The organism is Corynebacterium guangdongense, from assembly GCF_030408915.1.
Classification (GTDB): Bacteria; Actinomycetota; Actinomycetes; order Mycobacteriales; family Mycobacteriaceae; genus Corynebacterium; species Corynebacterium guangdongense.
Genome location: NZ_CP047654.1, coordinates 561,438 through 585,905 on the forward strand (window position 1 = coordinate 561,438; position 24,468 = coordinate 585,905).

Sequence of the window (24,468 nt, forward strand, 5' to 3'; positions counted from 1 at the left end):
TGACTGAGGGGGAGAGATGACCGGGAGTTTTCACTTTGACGCCGATGAGGCCGAGGCAGGACTGACCAACGTCATGGGCCGGGCAGCGTCCGAACGGGAGGCCCGGGCCGCCCAGCGTCCTGCCTACGCAGCCGGGGCCGCCGGGCGGGATTTCACGGACGTCGGTCAGCGTATCGCCGATGCCCTGGCACGCGTCCACCGTGAGGGGGACGCGCACCTGACCCGGGTCCACGACGTGGCGGAGCAGGCCCGCCGTCAGGTGAGGGCCACCGTGGAGGGTGACGCCGGCTTCGCCGCGGTTCTGGATCGGGTGCTGCGATGACTGCGGCCGCGATCGACACGTTCTACTCAGCCATCGACGAGTTCGCCCGCAGCTGTCTCAGCGCCGGTGAGGGCTTCGAGGGAGCGTCAATATCCCGCGAAGACATGAGCGCGGCCTGCGAGTCTTTGTCAGGTCTCAACACGGATCTGCTTCTCGACGCCACCATCCAGGCCACCGGTTACGGCTGCGCCAGCGAACTCGGCGACACGCCCTTTCGGGGCGTTGACGTGACGCCCGCGGTCTCCTCCGTGGAGAACGGCTACCGGGAGGAGAGGGTCCGGGCCGCCGCACTGGTGGAGGGGGCCGCGCGCTGCGGCAGCGCCGTGGACGACGTGGTGCGTACCTCGTCGACAAGCATCTCCTCCTGTCTGGACACCGGCAGCGAGCTCTTGACCATGCTCAGCGCGATGATGAGCTCGACGATCGACCGCGCCTTCTCCTCCGCCCTAGTGGAGGCGGGCAGCGAGCTCATTGAGCTGTGCCTCGGCTACTCCGAGACCGAGATCGGGGAGCGGGACGAGTGCGTGTCGGGGGCGTTCGAGCAGTTCGTCAGTGACTGCGAGTGCCACTGCACGACAGATGCCGCACCGGAGCCGGCACCTGCACCTGTACCAGAGCCTGTATCCGTACCGGAGCCGGTACCCGAACCCGTACCGGAGCCCGCCCCGGCACCGGCACCGGAACCGACCCCGCCACCTCCGCCACCGGTGGAACCCGTGGCCATCAAGCCGCCTCCGCCGGAGTTGGCTGAGGTGCCGGAGCCGACGCCTCCGCCGAAGAAAATGCAGGCCCAGGCTGGACCGGACCATGAGGCAGGGCAGTGGTAATGGAGTTTGAGGAGTTCGCGGCGAAATTCCGGGAGCGCACCGCGGCCCGGATGCTGGAGTTCGAGGCGACGTTGGAGCGGATACAGCAGGACGTCGAGAAGAAGGCTGCGTTGGACGAGGAGCGGGAAACGCAGAACGCGGCCCGGGCCGGGCAGAACCAGACCGGGACCGCGCCAGCGAGTCCGCGTGAGGGGGTTACCTCTTCTTCAGCAGCTCAGCGCGTGCATCGCCCAGTGCGTTCAGTCCTTCGGAGAGATTAGCGTCGCCGCCCAGGCCCGCCTTCTTCGCCAGGTTGTCCCGGTCGATGCTGCTCAGTCCCGGCCCGTCAGCCAGAGGATCGGAGAAGTCGGCGTATTTCTTCTCGTCGGCGAGCTGGTGCAGCAGGAATCCGACGAGGAGGCCACGGGCGAGCTCCTGCTGGGCGAACTGGGGCTTGCCGAAGCCCAGGCTCAGCTTGAACAGGGTGTCCTCGGAGAAGCCCTGCTGGTTGCCGAACCGAATCTCCCGGTAGGCGACGTCGCCGCCCCACTCGACGGCGAGACGGGCGGGGTTGCCCGCACCGAAGATTTCCGCGGTGCCGGAACCGATGACCAGGCCCGGTGCGGTGACGCTGTGGGCGGCCGCGGTGGCGGAGGGAGTGGTCTGTGCCGGGTACAGGGCGCCGACGGCCTTGACCTTCGGATTGTTGGCCGCAGTCAGGACGGCTACGCCGGCTCCCATGCCATGGCCGGCGACGCCGAGGCGGCCCGGGTTGACGGTGACGTTGCCCTCCCCGAGCTTGACGCCGGCCAGGATCTGCAGGGCGGTCTCGAGGTCGGCGGCGAAGCCTCGGTGGTTCGGGGCGAATCCGGTCTCCGTGTTCGGCGCGGCCACGGCGATTCCCCAGCTGGCGAGGTGCCGCAGGGTGACGTGGTACTTGTCGACCGACTTGGTCCAGTCGTGACCGAAGGCGACGCCGGGCACGCCGTTGCCCTCTGCCGGGGTGTAGACCTTGCCGTGGATTCCGGCGTACCCGAGATCGCCCACGAGGACGCGGTGCGGGCCACGCTTGGACAGGGTGGACAGGTGCTTCTTCAGATTCGCAGACACGTTCCTCAGGATAGTGGAAAGCCACAGGCGGTTGGCGGAGGAGGGGAAGAACCCGGGAATCACCCCCACGGCCCAGTCGGCGCGTGCCACTGGCAACGGACCCCTGGGGGGTGTATTTTTTCCGCCATGTGCGGAATCGTTGGATATGTAGGAAGTCGTCAGGCCGCGGGCCTGGCAATCGAGGCGCTGCGGCGCATGGAGTACCGGGGGTACGACTCCGCCGGCATCGCCGTGAACACCGGTGATTCCCTCACCATGGTCAAGCGGGCGGGCAAGCTGGCCAACCTGGAGGAAAGGATCGCGCAGGTCGGGGCCCCCGAAGGAAAGGCGGGCATCGGCCACACTCGCTGGGCCACCCATGGTCGTCCGACGGATGAGAACGCCCACCCCCACCTGTCCTTCGACGAGTCGGTCGCGGTCGTCCACAACGGCATCATCGAGAACTTCGCCCCGCTGCGTCAGCAGATGGAGCGTGAGGGCGTGGAGTTCGCCTCCGACACCGACACCGAGGTGGCGGCGCACCTGCTGGCCAGGTACTACAACGAGGGCGAGACCGCGGGTGATTTCCGCGAGTCCGCCCTGCGGGTGCTCAACCGTCTGGAGGGCGCCTTCACCATCCTGTTCATGCACGCCAACCATCCGGACCAGATCATCGCGGCCCGTCGGTCGACCCCGTTGATCATCGGCGTTGGCGAGGGCGAGATGTTCCTCGGTTCGGACGTGGCGGCCTTCATCGAGTTCACCAAGGACGCCGTTGAGCTGGGGCAGGACAACGTCGTGGTCATCACCGCCGACGACTACGAGGTCCTCAACTTTGACGGCACCCCCTCGCAGGGTCGCCCCTTCACCATCGACTGGGATCTCGAGGCCGCCGAGAAAGGCGGCTTCGATTCCTTCATGATGAAGGAGATCTACGAGCAGCCCGCCGCCGTGCGCGACACCCTGGCCGGCCACTGGTCGGAGGGCCGCGTCGTCCTGGACGAGAACAACATCTCCGAGGAGGAGTTGAAGTCCTTCAACCAGGTCTTCGTCGTGGCCTGCGGCTCGGCCTACCACTCCGGCCTGCTGGCCAAGTACGCCATCGAGCACTGGGTCCGCATCCCGGTGCAGATCGAGGTCGCCTCGGAGTTCCGCTACCGCGATCCGGTCCTCGACGAGCGCACCCTGGTGCTGGCGATCTCCCAGTCGGGCGAGACCGCCGACACCCTGGAGGCTGTCCGCCACGCGAAGACCCAGGGCGCGAAGGTCCTGGCCGTGTGCAACACCAACGGCTCCCAGATTCCGCGCGAATCCGATGCGGTGCTCTACACCCACGCGGGCCCGGAGATCGGCGTGGCGTCCACCAAGGCCTTCCTGGCGCAGGTGGCGGCGAACTACATCGTCGGTCTGGCCCTGGCGCAGGCCAAGGGCACGAAGTACCCCGATGAGATCAAGGAAATCTGGGACACCCTCGACCTCATCCCGGGCAAGATCGAGCAGGTCCTGGCCGCCCGCGACACCGTCACGGAGATCTCGGACGAACTCGGCGCGGTGGCGACGATGCTCTTCCTCGGCCGCGGCGTCGGTTTCCCGGTGGCGCTGGAGGGTGCGCTCAAGCTCAAGGAGCTGGCCTACATCCACGCCGAGGGCTTCCCGGCGGGTGAACTCAAGCACGGCCCGATCGCGCTCATCGAGGATGATCTCCCGGTCGTCGTCGTGGTGCCCTCGCCGCGCGGGCTGAAGGTGCTGCATTCGAAGATCGTCTCCAACATCCAGGAAATCCGGGCCCGGGGCGCGAAGACCATCGTCATCGCCGAGGAGGGTGACGAGGCCGTCGAGCCCTACGCCAACTGGTTGATCCGCATCCCGCAGACCTCGACGATCATGCAGCCGCTGCTGGCGACCATTCCGCTGCAGTTCCTGGCCGCCGACATCGCGGTCAACGTGGGCAACGAGGACATCGACAAGCCCCGCAACCTGGCCAAGTCCGTCACCGTGGAGTAGCCCGCTTCTCGACGCGTCCAGCTCGTGCCCTGCCTCGGGGGCTTCCCCGGGGCAGGGCACGAGTCCTATCATCGTGACCACCATGAATACCAACGACAACGGCCCGGGCCGGCAGGCCTCGCGGCTAGTGAACTTCTCGACCGGGAATCTTCCCGTCAGTGACCGCGTCGAGCTCTGGGAGCGACACAACGGACAGGCCCTCATACCGCTGGACATCAGGACGCTGGAGGAGGCGCCGATGATGGCCGCGCAATCAAACCTGATTCTGCCGTCGATGCGGATGGCCAACGTCAACGGCACTTCGCAGATCGTCGAGCGTAACGAGGCCTTCATCCGGGAGCATCCCACCGGGGTGATCGCGATCTTCTTCGCTCTCGGCGGCGAGGCGTTTTTCATGCACCGGGGCGGAATGCTCACGATCAAGCCCGGCCAGGCGGTCATCTACCCCGGGGATCGCCCGTTCACCCGCGGGTTCCCGGGCGGCCTGCGGGAGCTGGTGATGACCATCCCGGAGGCGGATTTTGCCGAGGCCTTCGGGTTCGCCGTCGACAAGCTGCCCTTCGTCTTTGACTTCGGCCCCTCCACCGGCGCCACGGAGCAGGCGCTGCCACGGCTGGTGTCGAACACGCTGCGCTCCGGTCTCGCTGATGCGCCGGCGCTGGCCAAGGCGGAGGAGAACCTGCACGGGCTGCTGCACCGCGCGCTCAACGCGTCAAATTCCTCGTCGGCGGGACTCGTCGCCACGGCCAAGGACGTCATTGAGCGCTCCTTCGCGGATCCCACGCTCACGGTCACCGACATCGCCGCCGCCGTCGGCATCAGTGAACGGCAGTTGAGCCGGGCCTTTGCCGAGCAGGACAGCAGCCTCGCCGGTTACCTGCGGGCCCGCCGGGTTGCCCTGGCGCAGTCCCTGCTTGTCGACGCCCGCCACCGGGACACCTCCATCGCGGAGGTCGCCGCCAGGTGCGGATTCTCCTCCCAGTCGGCTTTCACCCGGGTGTTCAAAGAACTCACCGGCCAGCCGCCGCTGCAGTGGCGTAAGACGCGTCCGGTCCCGTCGTTCTGAGAGGGGGCTACGCCTCGTCGGCGCGGGCCAGCGCGTCCTCCCGGCGGCAGGCGCCGGTGAACAGGCAGGCGACGACGAGTACGTAGGCGGCGATGAAGAGGGCCCAGATCATGGTGTCGCTCCTTGGTGAGGGGGTACTGCCGACACATCCTAGGGCAGGCGCGGGCGCGTGGCTTTCTCTGTATTCATGCGCCGGCGCCGCGCCGGTCTAGGAGGCGGGCACCGTGGCCCCGCCTCGGGCGATCGTGTGGAGCTTCGGAATCGGCGTGCGCATGTTGTAGGCGGCGGCGGCGTTCTCCTCCGGCCAGTACGCGACGAAAGACCGGTCGGTCAGGGAGCCCTTGACGATCTCCGGCTCCAGCCCCCGCGGGATGGGACCGGAGATCTTGACGTTGACGCCCCACTGGTCGGTCCAGAAGTAGTTCTGGAAGTCGAGCTCGGGCGCCTCGTCGCCCCGGAGCAGGGCGGTGGCGGCGGCCTTTCCCTGCTCGACGGCGGCAGTCCAGATGGGGGTGCGCCTGGGTCCGCCGGCGCCACCGATCCAGGCGACGTCACCGCAGGCGACGATGTTCTCGTGGACGCGGCAACGGGTGTCGGTGACCAGGCGCCCGTCGACGAGCAGGCCGGAATCGGCGAGCCAGGAGTCGTTGGGGATGTCACCGGCGGCGGTGATGATGATCTCGGAGGTGAAGGTGCGGCCGTCGGCGAGCGTGGCGAGCATGCCGGCGGCGGTCTCCTCGACGCCGGAGACGAAGCCGTCGACGATAATCAGGCCGGCTTCGCGGGCGGCCTCGGAGAGCCGCGCGGATAAGAACGGGCCGATGTGGGCGGACATTGGGACGCCGGCGTGGATGAGAGTGGTCTCGCAGCCGAGGTTGAGGGCGCCGGAGGCGACTTCCATGCCGAGCGGGCCGCCGCCGATGACGGTGACTTTCGAGGTTTCGGTCAGCCGGCCCTTGAGCCGGACAGCGTCGTCGAGTGAACGCAGGGTGAGTTCATTCGGTGAATCGGTGAAGCGGCGCGCCTGGGCGCCGGTGGCGATGACCAGGCCGTCATAGAGGATGACCGCGCCGTCTGAGGTGGTGAGGGTGGAGTTTGCCACGTCGAGGCCGGTGGCGGTGTGGCCGAGGAGGGCGTCGGCGCCGTGGGTGGGCTCGGGCAGGAAGTTGACGTCCATTTCCGCGCCGGGGGCGAGGGCGGCCTTGGACAGGGCGGGGCGGGAGTAGGTCGTGTGGGTTTCCTCGCCGATGACGGTGAGGCGGCCCTGGTAGCCGAGGCGACGCAGGGTGTCGCCGGCGGTCAGGCCCGCGACGCCGTGGCCGGCGATCACGATGTTGTCGTAGGCCATGGCTAGACCAGCTTCAGCGCGGCAACGGGGCAGACGCGGACGGCGTCACGGGCGGCGTCGAGGTCCTCGTCGCCGACGTCGGGCTGATCGATGACCAGCTCGCCCTCGTCGTCGAGGTGCATGAGCTGCGGGGCGGCTTCCTCGCACAGGCCGTGGCCCTCGCAGCGCGGTCGGTCGAGTTCGATGCGGGTCATGGGGGGTCTCCTTCAATCGGGAGTGAGGTCTGGGAGAATCTGCTGAGCCCAGCGTCGCAGGCCACACGATGATTTGTCTAATGAATAAACAATATGGGTTATATTCTTCTCATGAATGTCCCTCCCGATCGTGACTCGGTCAACCTCGCCGCCACCGACCTCAACCTGCTGGTCAGTCTGCTCGCCCTGTTGGAGGAGCAGTCTGTGACCAGGGCCGCGGATCGGATGGGGCTGTCGCAGCCGGCGATGTCGCACGCCCTGCGCCGTATCCGTCGGCTGCTGGGTGACGACGTTCTGGTCCGGGATGGCAATCGCAGCGTCCTCACCCCGAAAGCGCGGTCGCTGCTCGGGCCGTTGCGAGCGATTCTTTCCCGGACGGCGACGCTGCTGGGCGGGGAGGCGTTCGATCCCGCGACGAGTTCGCGCACGGTGACGGTCGCGGCCTCGGCCTCGATCATCTACGGCATGGGGCCGCTCATCTCCGACGTCCTGGAGCGGCAGGCGCCGCACATGAGACTGCGGATGATCGCGACCAATGACCATTCCGACGCGATTTTCACCGAGGAGCGTGCCGACGTGCTCCTCCTGGCCCAGGGCTACGACACTCCCCATGAACGCGAGCGGGTCTTCGGTGACGACTGGGTCGTCATCGGTGGCACGCCCGAGCTGGGTGATGACACCGTGATCGAGCTGCTCGGGCGCTGGCCGCACGTCGTGCTCGATGGTCCGCAGGTGCCGCGCCCCTATCAGGAGCTGCGCAGCCGGGGCATCGACGTTGACGTCCAGATCCGCCTGAGCGACTACCTGCTCATCCCGCAGTTCGTCTCCGGTCGGGAGCGCCTGGCCCTGCACCGGCGCAGTGTGATGAAGAAGATGGTCATCGGACGTGAGCTGGTGGTGGTGGACTTCCCGTTCCCCATCATTGACCTGGCGGTGGACATGGTGCGCAACCCCTGGCTGGATGACCCGGAGTACTGGGGGTGGCTGCGTGATGTGCTGGTGGAGGCCGGACACATGAATTAGATGAATGGGGGACATTGTCAATATTCATTTGTCTGATGATTCCTGGCCGTGTTCACTGGGGGACAGTTCAGCCATTGTGATTCACCCCACTGAGAGGCATGTGTCATGTCCGCCCCCACCTCAACGCGCGTCGAGTCCGACGTCAACCTCTTCTCCGACCAGACCCTCAACGTCCACGACGACTCCGTCTTTGGTCCGCTGCGCGAGTCGGGCGCCGTCGTCTACCTCACCGAGCACGACGCCTACGCCATCACCCGCTACGACGAGGTCAAGGAAGCCGCCGGCAACCCCGAGGTCTTCTCCTCCGCGCAGGTCGCGTTCAACCCGAAGATGAACGAGATGCTCAAGGGCACCTCGCTGGTCGCGGACCCGCCGAATCACGGCCCGCTGCGTGCCGTGCTCTCGGAGCATCTCTCGCCCCGCTCCCTTCGTAAGCTCAAGGTCACCATCGACGAGAAGGGCGACGCGCTGGTCAAAGAGCTCTTCTCCCGCGAATCCTTCGACGGCATGAAGGACCTGGCCGTCGCCTTCCCCGTCTCCATCGTGCTTGACCTCATTGGCGTCCAGGGAGACATCCGCGACAAGATCCTCGGCTGGGGCGACGCCGCCTTCAACCTGCTCGGCTCCGAGAACGAGCGCATGAAGGCCGCCTTCCCGGCCGCCGGTGAGATGTTCCACTGGACCCACGAGGTCATGAGCGGAGAGCATCTCGCCGAGGGCTCCATCGGCAAGGCCGTCTGGGCAGCCGCCGAGCGCGGCGAGATCGCCCACGAGTCCTTCAACGCCCTGGTCCATCAGATCCTGGCCGCCGGCATGGACACCACCGTCACCACTCTCGGCAACGTCCTCGTCCTCTTCGGCCAGCACCCGGACCAGTGGGAAAAGCTCAAGGCCGACCCGTCACTGGCCTCCTCCGCGCTCACCGAGGTCCTGCGCCTGCGCACCCCTGCTCCGGTCTTCGGCCGCCTCGCCAGGGAGGACATCGAGATCGGCGGCACGGTGATCCCGGCCGGCTCCCAGGTCGCCCTGTGCTACGGCTCCGCCAACATGGACCCGCGCCACTACGAGAACCCGGAGACCTTCGACATCACCCGCAACGCGGCCGACCATGTCAGCTTCGGCTACGGCATCCACGGTTGCGCAGGCCAGGGCCTGGCCCGGCTGGAGATCAACGCCATCATCAACGCGATGCTCAAGTACGTCGACGTCTACTCCATCGGCGAGGTGAAGAACCGCCTCAACAACTTCACCCGCCCCTACGAGTCCGTCGAGGTCAAGGACATCACGCTGGTCTAGCCGGCTTGTCGACGCGCGACGCCCCGCCCTCCATGCCGGAGGGCGGGGCGTCGTTGTGCTCGGCCCAGGTTCCGTCGGCGAAGGGGCCGAGGTTCTCGTCCTCGCTGACGTGGAGCTCCGTCAGGGGAAGCTCGGCGACGCCCAGGGCCTCTGCGGGGTCGAGGCCGACCCGACGGAGGCGATCCCCGTCGAGACCCGCGCGATCCTGGAAAAGCTCGGCGCGAACATCGTCCACCTGGGACACTCGTGGTCGGGCGCCCGCTTCACCGACGACGACGTCTTCGCCCGCTGGTTCGGCACCCATGGCCACACCTACGCGATCATCCGCCCGGACTTCTTCACCGCGGCCACCGCCACCGGCGCTGAGCAACTGTCCGGACACCTGGACTCCCTGCTCGGTTCGCTGAACCTCACCCCGGCGTCCGCCTGAAAGGACCACACATGAGTCTCAAATTCACCCACACCACCCTGGGCCAGCGAGTCCTCTTCGGCAACGGACAGGCCACCGAGAACCTCGCCGCCGAGGTCGCCCGACTGGAGGCGAAGACCGTCATGGTCATCGCCGGCGAGCGGGGGATGGAGCTTGCGACGGCGGTGGCGAAAGACATCGACGTCGCCGTCTGGCACGACGAGGTCGTCATGCACGTGCCCGTCGATGTCGCCGAGCGTGCCCGCACCGTCTCCGCAGACAACGGCGTCGACCTGCTGGTCTCCGTCGGTGGCGGGTCCACCACCGGCCTGGCCAAGGCGATCTCCCTGACCACCGGCATCCCCTCCATCGCCGTGGCCACCACCTACGCCGGCTCCGAGGCCACCGACGTGTGGGGCCTGACCGAAAACGACGTCAAGACCACCGGATCGGACGTCAAGGTCCTGCCGGTCGCTGTCATCTACGACTCCGAGCTGACGCTGTCCCTGCCGGTCGAGCTGTCCATCGCCTCGGGGCTCAACGGGCTGGCGCACTGCGTCGACTCGCTCTGGGCGCCCAACGCCGACCCCATCAATGCCGCGATGGCGGCCGAGGGCATCCGTGCGCTCAACGAGGGGCTGCCGCTGATCGTCGAGGATTCGCAGGACATCCACGGCCGCGACCTCGCCCTGTACGGCGCCTACCTCGCCGCGGTGTCCTTCGCGTCGGCGGGCTCGGGCATGCACCACAAGCTCTGCCACATCCTCGGCGGCACCTTCAACCTCCCGCACGCCCAGACCCACGCGACCGTCCTGCCGTACGTGCTGGCCTTCAACGTCGACCACGCGCCGGAGGCCGCCGCCCGCATGGCCGCCGCCTTCGGCGTAGACGACGCCGTCGGGGGACTCAACCAGCTGCGCGCCCGGGTCAACGCGCCGAAAGCCCTCAAGGACTACGGCTTCACCGCCGAGGGCATTCCCGCCGTCGTCGAGCAGGCCCTGGCCACGATCCCGGACTCCAACCCCCGCCCGGTCACGGAGGAGAACCTCACCCAGCTACTCACCGCCGCCCTCAACGGCGACGACCCCGCCACCCTCCGACGATAGGACACCGACAATGACCACTTCCGACACCCAGCGCCAGGTCGAGGAGACTCTGACCGACGAGGTCCTCGCCTCCTTCGACGGCACCGAGAACCCCCGGCTCAAGGAGATCATGCGCTCCCTGACCACCCATCTCCACGAATTCGTCCGTGAGGTCCGCCTGACCGAGGAGGAGTGGAGCTACGGCATCGACTTCCTCACGAAGGTCGGCCACATCACCGACGAGAACCGCCAGGAGTTCGTGCTGCTCTCCGACACTCTCGGCGTGTCCATGCAGACCATCGCCGTCAACAACGAGGCCTACGAGGACGCGACCGAGGCCACGGTCTTCGGCCCCTTCTTCGTCGAGGACGCCCCGAAGATCGAGAACGGCGGGGACATGGCCTTCGGTGCCAAGGGCCAGCCGGCGTGGATCGAGGGCACCGTCACCGACGCCGAGGGCAACCCGGTCCCGAACGCCCGCATCGAGGTCTGGGAGTGCGACGAGGACGGCCTCTACGACGTCCAGTACGACGACGGCCGCCGTGCCAGCCGCGCCCACCTCTTCAGTGACGGGAACGGCAACTACTCCTTCTGGGGACTGACCCCGGTGCCGTACCCGATCCCGGACGACGGCCCCGTCGGCCAGATGCTGAACGCCGTGGGTCGGAGCCCGCTGCGCGCCGCCCACCTGCACTTCATGGTCTCGGCGGAGAACCTGCGCACGCTGGTCACGCACATCTTCGTCCAGGGGGATCCGCAGATCGAGAAGGGCGACTCCGTCTTCGGCGTCAAGGAATCGCTCATCAAGGAGTTTGAGCAGCAGGCCCCGGGCACCCCGACCCCGAACGGCCGGGAGATCGACGGCTCCTGGGCGAAGTGCCGCTTCGACATCGTCCTGGCCCCCGAGACGGCCTAACCGCGTCCGCGGCGGTCGGGGTGGCAGAATAAGCGGCATGAGCCTGCTTCGCACCCGTATCGACCTCGACGCCATCGCGGACAACGCGCGCCTGCTGAAGGAGCGCGTCGGGTCGGCCCGGCTGATGGCCGTGGTCAAGGCCGACGCCTACAACCACGGCGTCGAGCGCGTGGTCAAGGTTCTCGAGCCGATCGTCGACGCGTTCGGCGTCGCCACCGCCGCGGAGGCCTGCGCGGTGGAGTCGGCGAGCACCCGCCCCGTCCTGTTCTGGATGTGGGTACCGGAACAGGACGCGATCGACGCGCTGGCCGTCGGCGCCCACATCGGCGTTCCCGGCCTGTTCCACGCCCGCGAGCTCGTCGACGCCGAGATCCCCGCCTCGGTCTACGTCATGGTCGAGACGGGGATGCACCGTTCCGGCGTCGATCCGCAGGACTGGGACGAGGTCTTCGTCCTCCTCCGGGACGCCGAGCACATCACGGTGCTCGGCGTGTGCTCGCACCTGGCCAGCGCGGACGACCCGGCCAGTCCGGTGACCGACCGGCAGAAGGCGGAGTTCGAGCGCGCGATCGCCCGCGGCCGGGAACTCGGCCTCGAGCTGCCGGTCAACCACCTGGCCAACAGCCCGGCGACGCTGCTGCGTGAGGACCTCTTCTACGACCAGGTCCGACCGGGCCTGGCCCTGTACGGTGCCAGCCCGGAGAGTTCGGAGCTCAAGCCGGCGATGACCTGGGAGGCGACGATCAGCGTCGTCAAGCCGATCCGGGCGGGCGAGTGCGTCAGCTACGGGCACACCTGGACGGCCGAGCGTGACGGCTGGATCGCCGTCGTCCCCTGCGGCTACGCGGACGGCCTCCCGCGCTCGGCGCAGGGCAGGTTCGAGCTCGGCGTCAACGGCGGGCGTTACCCCCAGGTCGGACGCGTGTGCATGGACCAGATCATCATCGATCTCGGTGACAACACCGCGGGCGTCGCGCCGGGTGACACGGCGGTCATCTTCGGCGAGGGCGGCATGTCCGCGGGTGAATTCGCCGACGCCCTGGGCACGATTCCTTATGAAGTGCTGACCCTGCCGAAGGGCCGTACCGTGCGTGTGTACGAGGAGGAGTAGAACATGAAGGACACTTTCCCGGAGACCGGTTCGGTCCGGCTGGAGACCGCGGAGGAGACCCGGGGCTTCGGCCGTACGCTGGGCGAGGCTTTGGAGGCCGGTGACGTGGTCATCCTGGACGGGCCGCTGGGCGCCGGCAAGACCACCATGACCCAGGGCATCGCCGCCGGGATGGGGGTCCGGGGCCGGGTGACCTCGCCGACCTTCGTCATCGCCCGCGAGCATCGGGGCGGCTCCGGGGGGCCGACGCTGGTGCACGTCGACGCCTACCGGCTTCTCGACGGCGCCGACCCCGAGGGTGCGCTGGACTCCCTGGATCTGGAGACCGAGCTGGGGGACGCCGTCGTCATCGCCGAGTGGGGTGGGGGACTGGTGGAGCAGATCGCCGATCGCTACCTGCTGATCACGCTGGATCGCACCACCGCCGTCGAGGAGGACCCGGACTCGGAGGCGCGCTACGTGTCCTGGGAATCACACGGCGGATAAAGATCACACCTTAATCTTGTCCGGGGTCGCCGGAATGCGGAACAATGGGGGCGAAAGGAGTCTCTCGCGATGCTCGCATTCCTGGCTGACAACAGCCTCTTCACCCTCGTCCTGATTCTGGCCGTGGGACTGGCGCTCGGAAAGGTCAGGATCTTCGGCGTCTCCCTCGGCGCCGCCATGGTGCTTTTCGTGGCGCTGGGCCTGGCCACCGCCAACCCCGAGATCCAGATCCCGCCCCTGCTCTACCAGCTTGGACTGGCGATGTTCGTCTACGCCATCGGCCTGAGCGCCGGCCCCGCCTTCTTCCGGGAGTTCCGCACCCGCGGCTGGAAGGTCACCGTGCTCGGTCTGGCGGCCCTGCTCCTGCTCACCGCCCTGGCGTGGGTGCTGGTGCGGGCCGTCGGCCTGGATCCGGTCACCGGCGCCGGCATGTTCGCCGGCGCGCTGAGCTCGACCCCAGGCATGGCCGCCGTCGTCTCGATGGTCGACCCGGCCGACGCCCAGGCACCCGTCGTCGGCTACTCCCTGGCGTACCCGGGAGCGGTCATCGGCACCATCCTCGTCGCCGCAGTCGGCTCCGCGGTGCTCAAAGTCGACCACGCCCGGGCCGCCCGCGACGCCGGCATGGTCACCGAACCGCTGGTCTGGCGCGGCGTCATCGTGGGCCCGGGCATCCACGGCCGCATCGGCGACCTGCCGGGCATCACCGGCCAGGCCGTCATCGCCACCCGCATCGCCGACGACCCCGGCCACCACCTCCTGGCCGATCCCACCGCGCTGCTGGCGGAGGGGATGCGGCTGGTCATCAACGGCACCGAGGAGGCCGTGGGCACGGCCATCGCCCGCCTCGGCCGGCCCTACGACGCCAAGATCGAGGACTCCGAACTCGTCTACACCCGCATCACCGTCTCCAGCCCGGAGGTCGCGGGCCGCCGCATCCGCGAGCTCGACACCGTCGGCAAGGGTTTCCTCATCGCGCGCCTGCGCTCCGGCGATTCGGAGGTCGTGCCGGGGCCGCACACCGTGCTCAACTATTCGGATCGGGTGCGCGTGGTCGCGTCGCCGAGCAGGCTGCCGGCAATCCGGAGGTTCTTCGGCGACTCCGAGCGCGCGCTCGGCGACGTCGACCTGCTGCCCTTCGCGCTCGGCCTGGCGCTGGGGTTGGCCATCGGCCTCATCCCGATTCCCCTGCCCGGCGGAACCGTGCTCACCCTCGGCTTCGGCGGCGGCCCCATCGTCGCCGGGCTGGTGCTCGGGGCGCTCAACCGTACCGGCCCGGTCACCTGGCAGTTGCCCTTCCACGCCAACCGCACCATGCAGACCCTCGGCCTGGCGGTCTTCCTGGCCGGCGTGGGCACCTCAGCGGGCGCGGGTTTCCGCGGCGCGCTGAGGGATCCTTCCTCGCTGCTCTACATCGGCCTCGGGCTGGTGCTCACCCTCGCCAGCGCCCTGCTCATCGGTCTGTTCGCCTGCCAGGTGCTGCGCATGAGCTGGGACGAGGCGATGGGCATGGCCGCCGGCATGACGACGAATCCGGCGGTGATCAGCTACCTCAACGGCCAGACCGGCACGGAACTGCCCAACCGCGGTTACGCGACGATCTACCCGACGGCGATGATCGGAAAGATCGTCGCCGCCCAGATACTGCTGCTGCTTCTGGTGTAGCCTCACACGAATGAAGTTGAACAGCACCGCCAAGTACGTCATCGCCGTCATCGCCGTCGTCTGGGTCATCCTGCTCGCCGTCATGGTCGCCCTGTCCGCGCAGCGCCCGGGTGAGACGGTCAGCGGGGGCCTGGAAAAGGCCACCGCCGCCTTCGACGACGCGAACCTCTCGGCCTCCATGGTCCGGGCCGGTGACGTCTACGGCGACGACTTCGGCGCGGGCCTCATCGTGTGCCCCGGGGTCACCGAGGCCGAGGTCGGCCAGGGCCTCGGCGTCGACGCCTCCTCCATGGGGCTGGACGGCGGCGCGGTCCCGGAAGGCACCAACTACGTGCTGCTGGTCAGCCAGGACGGCAGCACCCAGGCCGACGCCATCTCCCAGGACAGCGTCAACCTGTGCACCGTGCCGACCAACGCGATCTATCCGGACATGTTCATTCCGCTGACCAAGACCGCTGATGGTGGCTGGGAGCTGCCCGCAGCCTAAAGTGGCGGGTGTGATTGTTCTCGCGATAGACACCGCCACCGCCGACCTGGTGACCGGCCTGGTCAACACTGACACAGGCGAGTCCACCGACAACATCCTGCCGGGCTCGCGCGGGCACAACGAAAACCTCGTGCCCGCGATCCAGGGCCTGCTCGCCGCTGCCGACCTCACCTTCGCCGACCTCGACGCCGTCGTCGTCGGCGTCGGCCCCGGCCCCTTCACCTCCCTGCGCATCGGCATGGCCACCGCCGCCGCCATCGCGCAGGCCCGGGGCATCCCGGTGCACGGGGTGACCACCCACGACGCCATCGCCGCGCGGATCTCCGCCGAGCGCGTCCTCGTCGCCACCGACGCCCGCCGGAAGGAGATCTACTGGGCCACCTACTCCGGCGGCCGCCGCACCGCCGGCCCCGACGTGGTCAAACCGGCCGACCTCACGCTCCCGCACGAGGTCGACGTCGTCAGCGTGCCCGCCCACATCGACCTTGACGTGGCAGGGGAGCGCGTCGACCTCACCCCGCGCGCCACCGAGCTTGTGGCCGCGGCCGACCTGAGCGTCGACCCGGCCCCGCTGACCCCGCTCTACCTGCGCCGCCCCGACGCGAAGGTGCCCGAGCCCGCGCCGAAGTCGCCCGCCATTCCTGATGTGGACCTGACATGAAGATCCGTGAGCTCAGGGCCGCCGACGCGACTCGCTGCGCCGAACTCGAGAGCCAGCTCTTCGCCGGGGACAACCCCTGGCCCCGCGACGTCTTCCTCGTCGAGTTCAACCACCCCTGGACCTTCTACTGGGGGGTCTTCGACGAGGAGCTGCTCGTCGGATACGCGGGCGTGGCCATGCTCGGCCCGCGCGAGGATCCCGAGTTCGAGGTCCACACCATCGGCGTCGACCCGGCCTACCAGGGCCGCGGTCTGGGCCGGGCGCTGATGGATCAGATGGTGCACGCCGCGGACGCCGTCGACGCCCAGATGTTCCTCGAGGTCCGCACCGACAACGGGCCGGCGATCGGGCTCTACGAGAAGTACGGCTTCACCGTGCTGGCCACGCGTAAGAACTACTACCAACCCTCCGGGGCCGACGCCTACACCATGGCGAGAAAATCCCTGAGCGAATCCAGGAGTGAGAAATGATCATCTGCGGAATTGAGTCCTCGTGTGATGAGACCGGCGTGGGCGTCGTCGAGCTCGCCGAGGACGGCACCATGACCGTGCTGGCCAACGAGGTCGCCAGCTCCATGAGCGAGCACGCCCGGTTCGGCGGCGTCGTGCCGGAGGTCGCCTCCCGGGCGCACCTGGAGGCCATGCCCAACGTGATGGCGGCCGCGCTGGCGAAGGCTGGCGTCGACAAGCCCGACGCGGTGGCCGCCACCGTCGGCCCGGGCCTGGCGGGCGCGCTCATGGTCGGCGCCTCCGCGGGCAAGGCCTACGCCGCCGCCTGGGGGGTGCCTTTCTACGGCGTCAACCACCTCGGCGGCCACGTCGCCGTCGCCAACCTCGACGGCGAGGCGCTGCCGCATTCGGTCGCGCTGCTCGTCTCCGGCGGGCATACGCAGATCCTCGAGGTCGACGCCGTCGGCCGGCCCATGCGCGAGCTGGGCACCACGCTCGACGACGCCGCCGGCGAAGCCTACGACAAGGTCGCCCGCCTCCTCGGCCTCGGCTACCCGGGCGGGCCGGTGATCGACAAGGTCGCCCGACGCGGCACCGACTCCATTAAATTCCCGCGCGCCCTGATGAAGGGCGGCGACAACAGGTACAACTTCTCCTTCTCCGGCCTCAAGACCGCCGTCGCACGCTACGTGGAGGCGGCTGAGCGTTCCGGTGAACAGATCGTCGTCGAGGACGTCTGCGCCTCTTTCCAGGAGGCCGTTGCGGACGTGCTGACCCGGAAGGCGGTCCAGGCCTGCCTCGACACCGGGGCCCGGGTGCTGCTGCTGGGCGGGGGAGTGGCGGCCAACTCGCGCCTGCGTGAGCTGGCGCTGGAGCGTTGTGAGGCTGCGGGCATCGAGCTGCGGGTCCCGGCGTTCAACCTCTGCACCGACAACGGGGTGATGGTCGCGGCCCTCGGGGCCCAGCTCATCCACGAGGGCAGTGCGGCGTCGCCGTGGTCGACGGGAACGGATCCGTCGCTGGACGTGGAGATTCCGGTGGTCAACTAGTTCCCCCGGAGAACGGGTGGGGCAGGCCCTCGCGGGCGTAAGCGGCAGTACGGGAGGACAATGGGACGCGACGATGACGGAGACCGCGTTCATACTTCCCCCGAGCCAGCACGGTGACGCCTGCGCTGCTGGGGTAGCGTAAAGATGATCTGTTTCTGGCCCCAAAACTCTGGAGTGTTTTCATGCCCAACGGCCTAGTCGTCAACCCGGACGGGACTCAGCGTCTTATTGACTTTGAACTGCCGAACGCTCGTGAGTTCATCGGTGGCCTGATCAGCACCCACGTGGACGTCTCTTTCAATGAGGCGGGCCGGGACTTCACCCTCATCTACAACCCGGACGCCCGTGACGACGGCGCCGCCCCCAGCCCCGTCGGTTCGCTCGCGCGCATGCACGGGGAGACCGGCAACTCCACGTTCTTCCTCGATCCGGTGCGTGCGGTGTTCGGGCCGGTCATCTTCGTCGGCGCCGACGGGGGGCCGATCGGGGACAAGGACGTGGCGGAGATTCACGGGGCCGTCGAGGCCGCCCGCAACTACTCCCAGGACTACCCGGACGAGTACCGGCTGTGGAACGCGGCGGCGCGCAACATGGGCAATTAACCCGAGGGGGACGTTGGCACTCTCTGAGGTTGAATGCTGGCACTCGTATGGTTAGAGTGCTAGTCAGGTCGTTTCACCCACAGTTGTTCACCCGCGACGACGGCTGTGCTGGAAAACTACCGGCACAACAGATTCAACGAACATTCCCTGAAAGGAATTTTACAGTGGCTAACGTCAACATTCGCCCGCTCGAGGACAAGGTTCTGGTTCAGATCGTCGAAGCTGAGACCACCACCGCTTCCGGCCTGGTCATCCCGGACTCCGCTCAGGAGAAGCCGCAGGAGGCCACCGTCATCGCCGTGGGTCCGGGCCGTCTGGACGACAAGGGTGAGCGCCTGCCGATCGACGTCAAGGAGGGCGATACCGTCGTGTTCTCCAAGTACGGCGGCACCGAGCTGAAGTACGGCGGCGAGGAGTTCCTCCTGCTCTCCGCGCGCGACCTGCTCGCCGTCGTCGAGAAGTAGGGCGATAGTTAATGGCAAAGCTCATTGCATTTGACCAGGAGGCCCGCGAGGGCATCCAGCGAGGTGTGGACACGCTTGCCGACGCCGTGAAGGTCACCCTCGGCCCGAAGGGCCGCAACGTCGTTCTCGACAAGGCATTCGGTGGCCCGCAGGTTACCAACGACGGCGTGACCATCGCCCGCGAGATCGAGCTCGAGGATCCTTTCGAGGATCTCGGTGCTCAGCTGGTGAAGTCCGTCGCCGTCAAGACCAACGACATCGCCGGTGACGGCACCACCACCGCCACCCTGCTGGCCCAGGCGCTCATCCGTGAGGGGCTGCGCAACGTGGCGGCCGGCGCCAACCCGGTCGAGCTGAACCGGGGTATCCTGGCCGGCTCGGAGAAGGCCGCCGAACTGCTCAAGTCCCGTGCGACCCCGGTCAACTCCTCCGCCGACGTCGCCAACGTGGCCACCGTCTCCTCCCGTGACGCGGAGGTGGGCGAGGTCATCGCCGGCGCGATGGACAAGGTCGGTCAGGACGGCGTCCTGACCGTCGAGGAATCCCAGACGATCGACTCCTACGTCGACGTCACCGAGGGCCTGTCCTTCGAAAAGGGCTTCCTGTCCCCGTACTTCATCACCGACCAGGACTCCCAGCAGGCCGTGCTGGAGAACCCGGTGGTGCTGCTGGTGCGCAACAAGATCTCCTCGCTGCCGGACTTCCTGCCGCTGCTGGAGAAGATGGTCTCCGCGTCGAACCCGATCCTCATCATCGCCGAGGACATCGAGGGCGAGCCGCTGCAGACGCTGGTCGTCAACACCATCCGCGGCACCCTCAAGGTCGTCGCCGTGAAGTCCCCGTACTTCGGTGAGCGCCGCAAGGCGTTCATGGACGACCTGGCTGTGGTCACCGCCGCAACCGTCGTGGACCCGGAGGTCGGCATCGACCTGAAGACCGCCGGCCTTGAGGTGCTGGGCTCCGCGCGCCGCGTGACCGTCACCAAGGATGACACCGTCATCGTCGACGGCGCCGGCACCGCCGAGGAGGTGGAGGCGCGTCGCGAGGAAATCCGTCGCGAGATCGCCTCCACCGACTCTACCTGGGACAAGGAGAAGGCCGAGGAGCGTCTGGCCAAGCTGTCCGGCGGCGTCGCCGTCATCAAGGTCGGAGCCGCCACCGAGACCGAGGTCAACGAGCGCAAGCTCCGTGTCGAGGACGCCATCAACGCGGCCCGCGCGGCCGTGGAGGAGGGCATCATCGCCGGCGGTGGTTCCGCACTGGTGCAGATCTCCAAGGAGCTCGAGGCCTACGCCGAGGACTTCACCGGTGACGCGCAGACCGGCATCCTGGCCCTGTCCCGGGCACTGACCAAGCCGGCCTTCTGGATTGCGGAGAACGCGGGCGTCGACGGTTCCGTCGTCGTCGCCAAGGTCCGCGATCTGCCGAACGCCGAGGGCTTCAACGCCGCCACCGGCGAGTACGGCAACCTCATCGAGGCCGGCGTCATCGACCCGGTCAAGGTGACGCTGTCCGCCGTCGTCAACGCCACCTCCGTCGCCCGCATGGTGCTGACGACCGAGGCGTCCGTCGTCGAAAAGCCGGCTGACCCCAATGAGGCCGCCCACGGTGTCCACGGACACCACCACTAGTTAGCTGGGCACGAAAAATCCGCCGGTATCTGCTGATACCGGCGGATTCCTCTTTTTCCGCGTGCCGGCCCGGAGGTCAGGCCTTGACGCGGACTCGCTTGGTGCGGTTGCGCAGGACGGTGGCGCGCTCGGACTCCGACAAGCCGCCCCAGATGCCGTAGGGCTCGGCGACGTTGAGCGCATGGGTACGGCACTGCTCGATCACCGGGCAGGTGTGGCAGATGGCCTTGGCGCGGTTCTCGCGCTGGGCGCGCGCACGGCCGCGCTCGCCGTCCGGGTGGTAGAAGACGTCGGACTCTTCGCCGCGGCACGTGCCGTGCAGCTGCCAGTCCCAGAAATCAGCGTTCGGTCCCGGGAGCAGGTGCGGTTGAGACATTCTCTTATTTCTCCTTCTGAAAGTTTGCGCGCGACCGAATCTGGTGAATCCGTGGCAGGGAGTGCCTTCTCGCCGAGCGCCGCAGGAGGGAGTGTGGTAGATGACAATGAATTTCAGGTGTACGAAAAATGTCCGCATGGTGGCATCTTGAGGTTTCCGGGGAGATGGATGGGCATGAGCTGGCTTTTCGCCGAAGGTTAAAGGTGAGTGAACTTTTATCCACGGCGACGTTGGCCCCTCGTGGAGATGGCCGCCAGCCAAAGAGGGTAAGATCGGGGGTCGGCTTGAGCGCGGTCGTCCATGTCACCCTGTGGGCGGCCTTTATTTTGACGGGTCGCCATCACCAACCGCGGCCGGCAGCGCAGAAACCAGGGATGAGAGGACGGGCGGCACGTGAGCGACTCGATCGACGATGAGCTGGCCGTGCTCGTCCCCGACGCGAAGCGGGGTGACCGCAGGGCGCTCCAGGGAATCATCCGCGTGATCTACCCGCCGGTCCTGCGCTATGCGCGTGCCCGCATCGGCGGGGGCAAGTCCCCGACGCCGGAGGACGTGGCCCAGGAGGTGTGCCTGGCGGTCTCCCAGTCGATCGACAAGTACGTCGACAAGGGCAAGCCCTTCATGGCGTACGTCTACGGAATCGCCTTCAACAAGGTGGCGGACGCCCACCGCGCCATGGCGCGGGATCAGTCGGCGCCCACGGAGGAGGTTCCGGACTCGGTGGACGAGCAGAACACCCCCGAGGAATCCGTGCTGGTCATGGATGGAAGTAACAGAGCGCGCGCACTTCTCGATTCACTCAGTGAGAAGGCCCGCGAAATTCTGATTCTCCGAATCTACGTTGGCCTGTCGGCAGAGGAAACCGCCCGGATGGTCTCGAGCACGCCTGGGGCGGTTCGGGTGGCCCAGCACCGGGCCCTGGCGTCCCTGCGTAAAACCCTGGAGCAACAAGGAGTCGAACAGTGACGGAGCGTAACGCACGCCCAGACAACGACGTGACGCGTCAGCTGGCGCCGCTGGTTGATGATGACGCGTTCATCACCGACCTTTCCCGCGGCATCGATCCGACCGACGGCGAGGACGACCTCGCCGCGCTTCTGCTGGAGCTCCGCGACGACGTCCACGCGAACGTGCCGCCGACCCCGGTGGTGGAGGGCGCGGACGATTCGGAGGCGACCGTCATTCCGATGCGGACGGGCCGTGCACCCCGCCCCTGGCTGCACGGTCTGATCGGCGCGGCGGCGGCGACCGTCGTCATCGCCGGCGCTGGCGCGGTGCTGCTGCCGCCCCTCAACGACGACAGCGACCCCACCGTCGTCGAGCTGGCGAGCACCCTCGACGAGCTGGAGCATCGGGCCGCCGAGGGCGACATGGACGCGACCCGCAACCTCGTCAGCGAGGCCCGTGGCCTGGTCCGTCAGCTGGGGAGCCAGAACGTCGCCCCGGTCCCCGAGAATGCCGCCGCGCCGGCGACGGAAACCGTCACTGTCACGGAGACCACGACCGCGTCCAGCGCGCCGGCGGCCTCTGAGGCGCCGACCGCGACCACCGTCGTCAGCACGTCGGCGGCGCCCGTCACGGTGACCGAGACCCAGACCCAGACCCGGTCCAGCGTCGTCACCCAGACGGCCGTGGTCACCGTGACTGAACCCGCCCCCATCCGCCAGAACCCGCTGACGGACGTTACCTCGGAGGTGCCGAGCGTCGTCGACCAGGCACCCACCGTCGGCGACCTGACGCCGCCGCAGGTCCAGCAGTAGGAAAACGAACGACTCCGCGCAGATCCGGAATCTGCGCGGAGTCTTTCATTTTCCTAGCGGGCCTCCATGCCGTCGAGGTACCCGAGCGCGTAATCCCAGGGAACATAGGCGTGGACGTCGGGCTCGGCGCTGGGCTCATGCACGGCGGCGAGTTTGCCGTCGAGGGTGGCCTGCATGTTGGCGGCCATGATCTCCCAGTCGTAGTAGTGCCACTCGTCGCAGTCCTCGCAGAGGAAGAGGATTCCGCGCATGCCGCGCGGGGTCAGCTTGGCCTGGCATTCGCGGACCAGGCGCAGGTCCTCCACGATGGCGGCGCGCTCGTCGTTCTCGAGCGGGGGAGCCGGCTCCTCCGGATCGAGGAAGGACGCGGGGTCGTTCGGATCGTCCGCGAACGGGTCTCGGGGCATCATCGCGTCGTAGTTCACACTGGTCACCCTATTGTGGAGTGCTGTCCCAGGCAATTCACCCGACGGGGGTGGAAGGACTATGGTAGATGAATCATTGACGTCCCAGGACAGCTCGAGCCACAGCGTTACCCCAGGAGGAAAGACATGACCGCAACCCACAACTTTGGTGGAGACGATCCGAGCAAGGTGGCCCTGCGCGGTCTGACCTTCGACGACGTGCTTCTCCTGCCCGCCGAGTCTCATATCGTCCCGTCCGAGGTGGACACCTCCGGACAGTTCACCCGCAACATCCGCCTGGGCATGCCGATCGCCTCCGCCGCGATGGACACGGTGACCGAGGCCCGCATGGCCGTCGCCATGGCCCGCCTGGGCGGCATCGGCGTTCTCCACCGCAACCTCTCCGCCGAGGAGCAGGCCGGTCAGGTGGAGATCGTCAAGCGCTCCGAGTCCGGCATGGTGGACAACCCGGTCACCGCGACCGCAGACATGACGATCGGCGAGGTCGACGAGCTCTGCGGTCGCTTCCGTATTTCCGGTCTGCCGGTCGTCGACGCCGACGACAAGCTCATCGGCATCATCACCAACCGCGACATGCGCTTCGAGTCCGATCCGACCCGCCTGGTCTCCGACGTCATGACCCCGATGCCGCTGGTCGTCGCGCAGGAGGGCGTCTCCAAGGAGGAGGCCCTCGGTCTGCTGGGCAAGCACAAGATCGAGAAACTGCCGATCGTGGACAACGCCGGCACGCTCAAGGGCCTGATCACCGTCAAGGACTTCGTCAAGACCGAGCAGTACCCGAACTCCTCCAAGGACTCTCACGGTCGTCTGCTCTCCGCCGCCGGCGTCGGCACCGGCGAGGACGCCTACGACCGCGCGGGCCAGCTGGTCGACGCCGGCGTCGACGTCCTGGTCGTCGACTCCGCCCACGCCCACAACAACCGTGTGCTGGAGATGGTCGCCCGCATCAAGAAGGACTTCGGCGACCGCGTCGACGTCATCGGCGGCAACCTGGCCACCCGCGAGGCGGCGGCCGCAATGGTCGAGGCGGGCGCCGACGGCATCAAGGTCGGCATCGGACCGGGCTCCATCTGCACCACGCGCGTCGTGGCCGGCGTCGGCTCCCCGCAGATCACCTCCATCCTCGAGGCCGCTGTCCCGGCCAAGGCCGCCGGCGTCCCGATCATCGCCGATGGCGGCATGCAGCACTCCGGTGACGTCGCCAAGGCCCTGGCCGCCGGCGCCGGCACCGTCATGCTCGGCTCCATGCTCGCCGGCACCGACGCCACCCCGGGTGAGATCGTCGTCGTCGGCGGGCAGCGCTACAAGCGCTACCGCGGCATGGGCTCCATGGGCGCCATGCAGGGCCGTGGCCTGAGCGGCGAGAAGCGCTCCTTCTCCAAGGACCGCTACTTCCAGGCCGACGTCCGCAGCGAGGACAAGCTGGTGCCGGAGGGCATCGAGGGGCGTGTTCCTTACCGCGGTGAGCTGGACAAGCTCACCCACCAGATCATCGGCGGCCTGCGCGCGGCCATGGGCTACACCGGTTCAGCCACCGTCGAGGAGCTGCAGACCAAGCAGTTCGTCGAGATCACCGGTGCGGGCCTGCGCGAGTCCCACCCGCACGACATCACCCAGACCGTCGAGGCACCGAACTACGGCAAGAAGTAGGCGCCGGTCTGCACGTCAGGACCGCTCCCTCGGGGGCGGTCCTTTTGTGATCCTGAAGGTATGGACAATCCGCTGTGCAACGGAGGAAACTGGG

General features: G+C 67.9%; 27 protein-coding genes. 22 read left to right on the plus strand and 5 right to left on the minus strand.

Annotation, left to right across the window (positions count from 1 at the left end):
* Nucleotides 1–16 precede the first annotated feature (16 nt).
* Together CGUA_RS02735 and CGUA_RS02740 are read left to right on the plus strand one after the other, a co-directional pair.
* Nucleotides 17–322 (plus strand): hypothetical protein, encoded by a 306-nt coding sequence (locus CGUA_RS02735; protein WP_290197482.1) that lies wholly within the window; start codon nucleotides 17–19, stop codon nucleotides 320–322.
* Entirely contained in the window at nucleotides 319–1,149 is an 831-nt protein-coding gene (locus tag CGUA_RS02740) for a hypothetical protein (protein WP_290197484.1), read from the plus strand. Before CGUA_RS02735 ends, CGUA_RS02740 begins: the two co-directional genes overlap by 4 nt.
* A gap of 195 nt (nucleotides 1,150–1,344) precedes the next feature.
* Here CGUA_RS02740 and CGUA_RS02745 read toward each other — a convergent pair whose 3' ends face one another.
* Nucleotides 1,345–2,238, minus strand: a complete 894-nt coding sequence (locus tag CGUA_RS02745) for a dienelactone hydrolase family protein (protein ID WP_290197487.1) — start codon at nucleotides 2,236–2,238, stop codon at nucleotides 1,345–1,347.
* Between the two features lie 126 nt (nucleotides 2,239–2,364).
* Here CGUA_RS02745 and glmS point away from each other — a divergent pair, with 126 nt between their 5' ends.
* Together glmS and CGUA_RS02755 are read left to right on the plus strand one after the other, a co-directional pair.
* Nucleotides 2,365–4,221 carry a glutamine--fructose-6-phosphate transaminase (isomerizing) gene (gene glmS / locus CGUA_RS02750; protein WP_290197488.1) on the plus strand — a complete coding sequence of 619 codons (1,857 nt, stop codon included), beginning with the start codon at nucleotides 2,365–2,367 and terminating at the stop codon, nucleotides 4,219–4,221.
* A gap of 82 nt (nucleotides 4,222–4,303) precedes the next feature.
* Nucleotides 4,304–5,287 (plus strand): helix-turn-helix transcriptional regulator, encoded by a 984-nt coding sequence (locus CGUA_RS02755; RefSeq protein ID WP_290197491.1) that lies wholly within the window; start codon nucleotides 4,304–4,306, stop codon nucleotides 5,285–5,287.
* Between the two features lie 208 nt (nucleotides 5,288–5,495).
* Here CGUA_RS02755 and CGUA_RS02760 read toward each other — a convergent pair whose 3' ends face one another.
* Both CGUA_RS02760 and CGUA_RS02765 read right to left on the minus strand, forming a co-directional pair.
* Nucleotides 5,496–6,635 carry an NAD(P)/FAD-dependent oxidoreductase gene (locus tag CGUA_RS02760; protein WP_290197493.1) on the minus strand — a complete coding sequence of 380 codons (1,140 nt, stop codon included), beginning with the start codon at nucleotides 6,633–6,635 and terminating at the stop codon, nucleotides 5,496–5,498.
* Nucleotides 6,636–6,637: 2 nt separating this feature from the next.
* Complete coding sequence (locus CGUA_RS02765) at nucleotides 6,638–6,829, minus strand: ferredoxin (protein WP_290197495.1); 192 nt, start codon at nucleotides 6,827–6,829, stop codon at nucleotides 6,638–6,640.
* Nucleotides 6,830–6,940: 111 nt separating this feature from the next.
* Here CGUA_RS02765 and CGUA_RS02770 point away from each other — a divergent pair, with 111 nt between their 5' ends.
* From CGUA_RS02770 to groL, 15 genes are all read left to right on the plus strand, one after another.
* Nucleotides 6,941–7,852: a LysR family transcriptional regulator gene (locus CGUA_RS02770; RefSeq protein ID WP_290197497.1), complete on the plus strand. Its 912-nt coding sequence runs from the start codon at nucleotides 6,941–6,943 to the stop codon at nucleotides 7,850–7,852.
* Nucleotides 7,853–7,957: 105 nt separating this feature from the next.
* Entirely contained in the window at nucleotides 7,958–9,148 is a 1,191-nt protein-coding gene (locus CGUA_RS02775; RefSeq protein ID WP_290197499.1) for a cytochrome P450, read from the plus strand.
* Between the two features lie 55 nt (nucleotides 9,149–9,203).
* The gene (locus tag CGUA_RS02780) at nucleotides 9,204–9,578 is read left to right on the plus strand and encodes a hypothetical protein (RefSeq protein ID WP_290197502.1); all 375 of its coding nucleotides are present in this window, start codon (nucleotides 9,204–9,206) and stop codon (nucleotides 9,576–9,578) included.
* 11 nt (nucleotides 9,579–9,589) lie between these two features.
* Nucleotides 9,590–10,663 (plus strand): maleylacetate reductase, encoded by a 1,074-nt coding sequence (locus CGUA_RS02785; protein WP_290197504.1) that lies wholly within the window; start codon nucleotides 9,590–9,592, stop codon nucleotides 10,661–10,663.
* Between the two features lie 10 nt (nucleotides 10,664–10,673).
* A complete protein-coding gene (locus CGUA_RS02790) occupies nucleotides 10,674–11,558 on the plus strand; it encodes a dioxygenase family protein (RefSeq protein WP_290197507.1) in 885 nt (294 codons plus the stop codon).
* Between the two features lie 37 nt (nucleotides 11,559–11,595).
* Entirely contained in the window at nucleotides 11,596–12,669 is a 1,074-nt protein-coding gene (gene alr, locus CGUA_RS02795; protein WP_290197508.1) for an alanine racemase, read from the plus strand.
* 3 nt (nucleotides 12,670–12,672) lie between these two features.
* Nucleotides 12,673–13,155 carry a tRNA (adenosine(37)-N6)-threonylcarbamoyltransferase complex ATPase subunit type 1 TsaE gene (tsaE, locus tag CGUA_RS02800; RefSeq protein WP_290197510.1) on the plus strand — a complete coding sequence of 161 codons (483 nt, stop codon included), beginning with the start codon at nucleotides 12,673–12,675 and terminating at the stop codon, nucleotides 13,153–13,155.
* A 69-nt stretch (nucleotides 13,156–13,224) separates the two neighbouring features.
* Nucleotides 13,225–14,820, plus strand: a complete 1,596-nt coding sequence (locus tag CGUA_RS02805) for an aspartate:alanine exchanger family transporter (protein ID WP_290197512.1) — start codon at nucleotides 13,225–13,227, stop codon at nucleotides 14,818–14,820.
* Nucleotides 14,821–14,830: 10 nt separating this feature from the next.
* Entirely contained in the window at nucleotides 14,831–15,307 is a 477-nt protein-coding gene (locus CGUA_RS02810; RefSeq protein ID WP_290197514.1) for a hypothetical protein, read from the plus strand.
* A gap of 10 nt (nucleotides 15,308–15,317) precedes the next feature.
* A complete protein-coding gene (gene tsaB, locus CGUA_RS02815) occupies nucleotides 15,318–15,968 on the plus strand; it encodes a tRNA (adenosine(37)-N6)-threonylcarbamoyltransferase complex dimerization subunit type 1 TsaB (protein WP_290197516.1) in 651 nt (216 codons plus the stop codon).
* Complete coding sequence (rimI, locus tag CGUA_RS02820) at nucleotides 15,965–16,438, plus strand: ribosomal protein S18-alanine N-acetyltransferase (RefSeq protein WP_290197517.1); 474 nt, start codon at nucleotides 15,965–15,967, stop codon at nucleotides 16,436–16,438. The genes tsaB and rimI overlap by 4 nt, the downstream gene beginning before the upstream one ends.
* On the plus strand, nucleotides 16,435–17,466 hold the full coding sequence (gene tsaD, locus CGUA_RS02825; protein WP_290197518.1) for a tRNA (adenosine(37)-N6)-threonylcarbamoyltransferase complex transferase subunit TsaD: 1,032 nt from the start codon (nucleotides 16,435–16,437) through the stop codon (nucleotides 17,464–17,466). Before rimI ends, tsaD begins: the two co-directional genes overlap by 4 nt.
* 182 nt (nucleotides 17,467–17,648) lie before the next feature.
* Nucleotides 17,649–18,068, plus strand: a complete 420-nt coding sequence (locus CGUA_RS02830) for a hypothetical protein (protein WP_290197520.1) — start codon at nucleotides 17,649–17,651, stop codon at nucleotides 18,066–18,068.
* A 164-nt stretch (nucleotides 18,069–18,232) separates the two neighbouring features.
* Entirely contained in the window at nucleotides 18,233–18,532 is a 300-nt protein-coding gene (groES, locus tag CGUA_RS02835; RefSeq protein WP_290197521.1) for a co-chaperone GroES, read from the plus strand.
* Nucleotides 18,533–18,543: 11 nt separating this feature from the next.
* Nucleotides 18,544–20,163 (plus strand): chaperonin GroEL, encoded by a 1,620-nt coding sequence (gene groL, locus CGUA_RS02840; protein WP_290197523.1) that lies wholly within the window; start codon nucleotides 18,544–18,546, stop codon nucleotides 20,161–20,163.
* A 76-nt stretch (nucleotides 20,164–20,239) separates the two neighbouring features.
* On the opposite strand, the gene CGUA_RS02845 is transcribed toward groL, so the two are convergent.
* Entirely contained in the window at nucleotides 20,240–20,539 is a 300-nt protein-coding gene (locus tag CGUA_RS02845; protein WP_290197525.1) for a WhiB family transcriptional regulator, read from the minus strand.
* A gap of 393 nt (nucleotides 20,540–20,932) precedes the next feature.
* Here CGUA_RS02845 and CGUA_RS02850 point away from each other — a divergent pair, with 393 nt between their 5' ends.
* On the plus strand, nucleotides 20,933–21,505 hold the full coding sequence (locus CGUA_RS02850) for a sigma-70 family RNA polymerase sigma factor (protein ID WP_290197527.1): 573 nt from the start codon (nucleotides 20,933–20,935) through the stop codon (nucleotides 21,503–21,505).
* Entirely contained in the window at nucleotides 21,502–22,299 is a 798-nt protein-coding gene (locus CGUA_RS02855) for a hypothetical protein (RefSeq protein WP_290197529.1), read from the plus strand. Before CGUA_RS02850 ends, CGUA_RS02855 begins: the two co-directional genes overlap by 4 nt.
* Before the next feature lie 53 nt (nucleotides 22,300–22,352).
* Here CGUA_RS02855 and CGUA_RS02860 read toward each other — a convergent pair whose 3' ends face one another.
* Entirely contained in the window at nucleotides 22,353–22,724 is a 372-nt protein-coding gene (locus CGUA_RS02860) for a DUF5319 domain-containing protein (RefSeq protein WP_290197531.1), read from the minus strand.
* 126 nt (nucleotides 22,725–22,850) lie between these two features.
* Here CGUA_RS02860 and guaB point away from each other — a divergent pair, with 126 nt between their 5' ends.
* Nucleotides 22,851–24,374: an IMP dehydrogenase gene (gene guaB / locus CGUA_RS02865; protein WP_290197533.1), complete on the plus strand. Its 1,524-nt coding sequence runs from the start codon at nucleotides 22,851–22,853 to the stop codon at nucleotides 24,372–24,374.
* The last annotated feature ends 94 nt before the right edge of the window (nucleotides 24,375–24,468 follow it).

Bases quoted from the DNA above. Each gene is read 5' to 3' on its own strand.
- rimI (WP_290197517.1), top strand. From the start codon at position 15,965: ATGAAGATCCGTGAGCTCAGGGCCGCCGACGCGACTCGCTGCGCCGAA.
- CGUA_RS02735 (WP_290197482.1), top strand. From the start codon at position 17: ATGACCGGGAGTTTTCACTTTGACGCCGATGAGGCCGAGGCAGGACTG.
- CGUA_RS02810 (WP_290197514.1), top strand. From the start codon at position 14,831: ATGAAGTTGAACAGCACCGCCAAGTACGTCATCGCCGTCATCGCCGTC.
- glmS (WP_290197488.1), top strand. From the start codon at position 2,365: ATGTGCGGAATCGTTGGATATGTAGGAAGTCGTCAGGCCGCGGGCCTG.
- guaB (WP_290197533.1), top strand. From the start codon at position 22,851: ATGACCGCAACCCACAACTTTGGTGGAGACGATCCGAGCAAGGTGGCC.
- CGUA_RS02760 (WP_290197493.1), bottom strand. From the start codon at position 6,635: ATGGCCTACGACAACATCGTGATCGCCGGCCACGGCGTCGCGGGCCTG.
- CGUA_RS02845 (WP_290197525.1), bottom strand. From the start codon at position 20,539: ATGTCTCAACCGCACCTGCTCCCGGGACCGAACGCTGATTTCTGGGAC.
- tsaE (WP_290197510.1), top strand. From the start codon at position 12,673: ATGAAGGACACTTTCCCGGAGACCGGTTCGGTCCGGCTGGAGACCGCG.
- CGUA_RS02830 (WP_290197520.1), top strand. From the start codon at position 17,649: ATGCCCAACGGCCTAGTCGTCAACCCGGACGGGACTCAGCGTCTTATT.
- alr (WP_290197508.1), top strand. From the start codon at position 11,596: ATGAGCCTGCTTCGCACCCGTATCGACCTCGACGCCATCGCGGACAAC.
- CGUA_RS02805 (WP_290197512.1), top strand. From the start codon at position 13,225: ATGCTCGCATTCCTGGCTGACAACAGCCTCTTCACCCTCGTCCTGATT.
- CGUA_RS02790 (WP_290197507.1), top strand. From the start codon at position 10,674: ATGACCACTTCCGACACCCAGCGCCAGGTCGAGGAGACTCTGACCGAC.
- CGUA_RS02775 (WP_290197499.1), top strand. From the start codon at position 7,958: ATGTCCGCCCCCACCTCAACGCGCGTCGAGTCCGACGTCAACCTCTTC.
- CGUA_RS02770 (WP_290197497.1), top strand. From the start codon at position 6,941: ATGAATGTCCCTCCCGATCGTGACTCGGTCAACCTCGCCGCCACCGAC.
- CGUA_RS02755 (WP_290197491.1), top strand. From the start codon at position 4,304: ATGAATACCAACGACAACGGCCCGGGCCGGCAGGCCTCGCGGCTAGTG.
- groL (WP_290197523.1), top strand. From the start codon at position 18,544: ATGGCAAAGCTCATTGCATTTGACCAGGAGGCCCGCGAGGGCATCCAG.
- tsaD (WP_290197518.1), top strand. From the start codon at position 16,435: ATGATCATCTGCGGAATTGAGTCCTCGTGTGATGAGACCGGCGTGGGC.
- CGUA_RS02785 (WP_290197504.1), top strand. From the start codon at position 9,590: ATGAGTCTCAAATTCACCCACACCACCCTGGGCCAGCGAGTCCTCTTC.
- CGUA_RS02765 (WP_290197495.1), bottom strand. From the start codon at position 6,829: ATGACCCGCATCGAACTCGACCGACCGCGCTGCGAGGGCCACGGCCTG.
- CGUA_RS02740 (WP_290197484.1), top strand. From the start codon at position 319: ATGACTGCGGCCGCGATCGACACGTTCTACTCAGCCATCGACGAGTTC.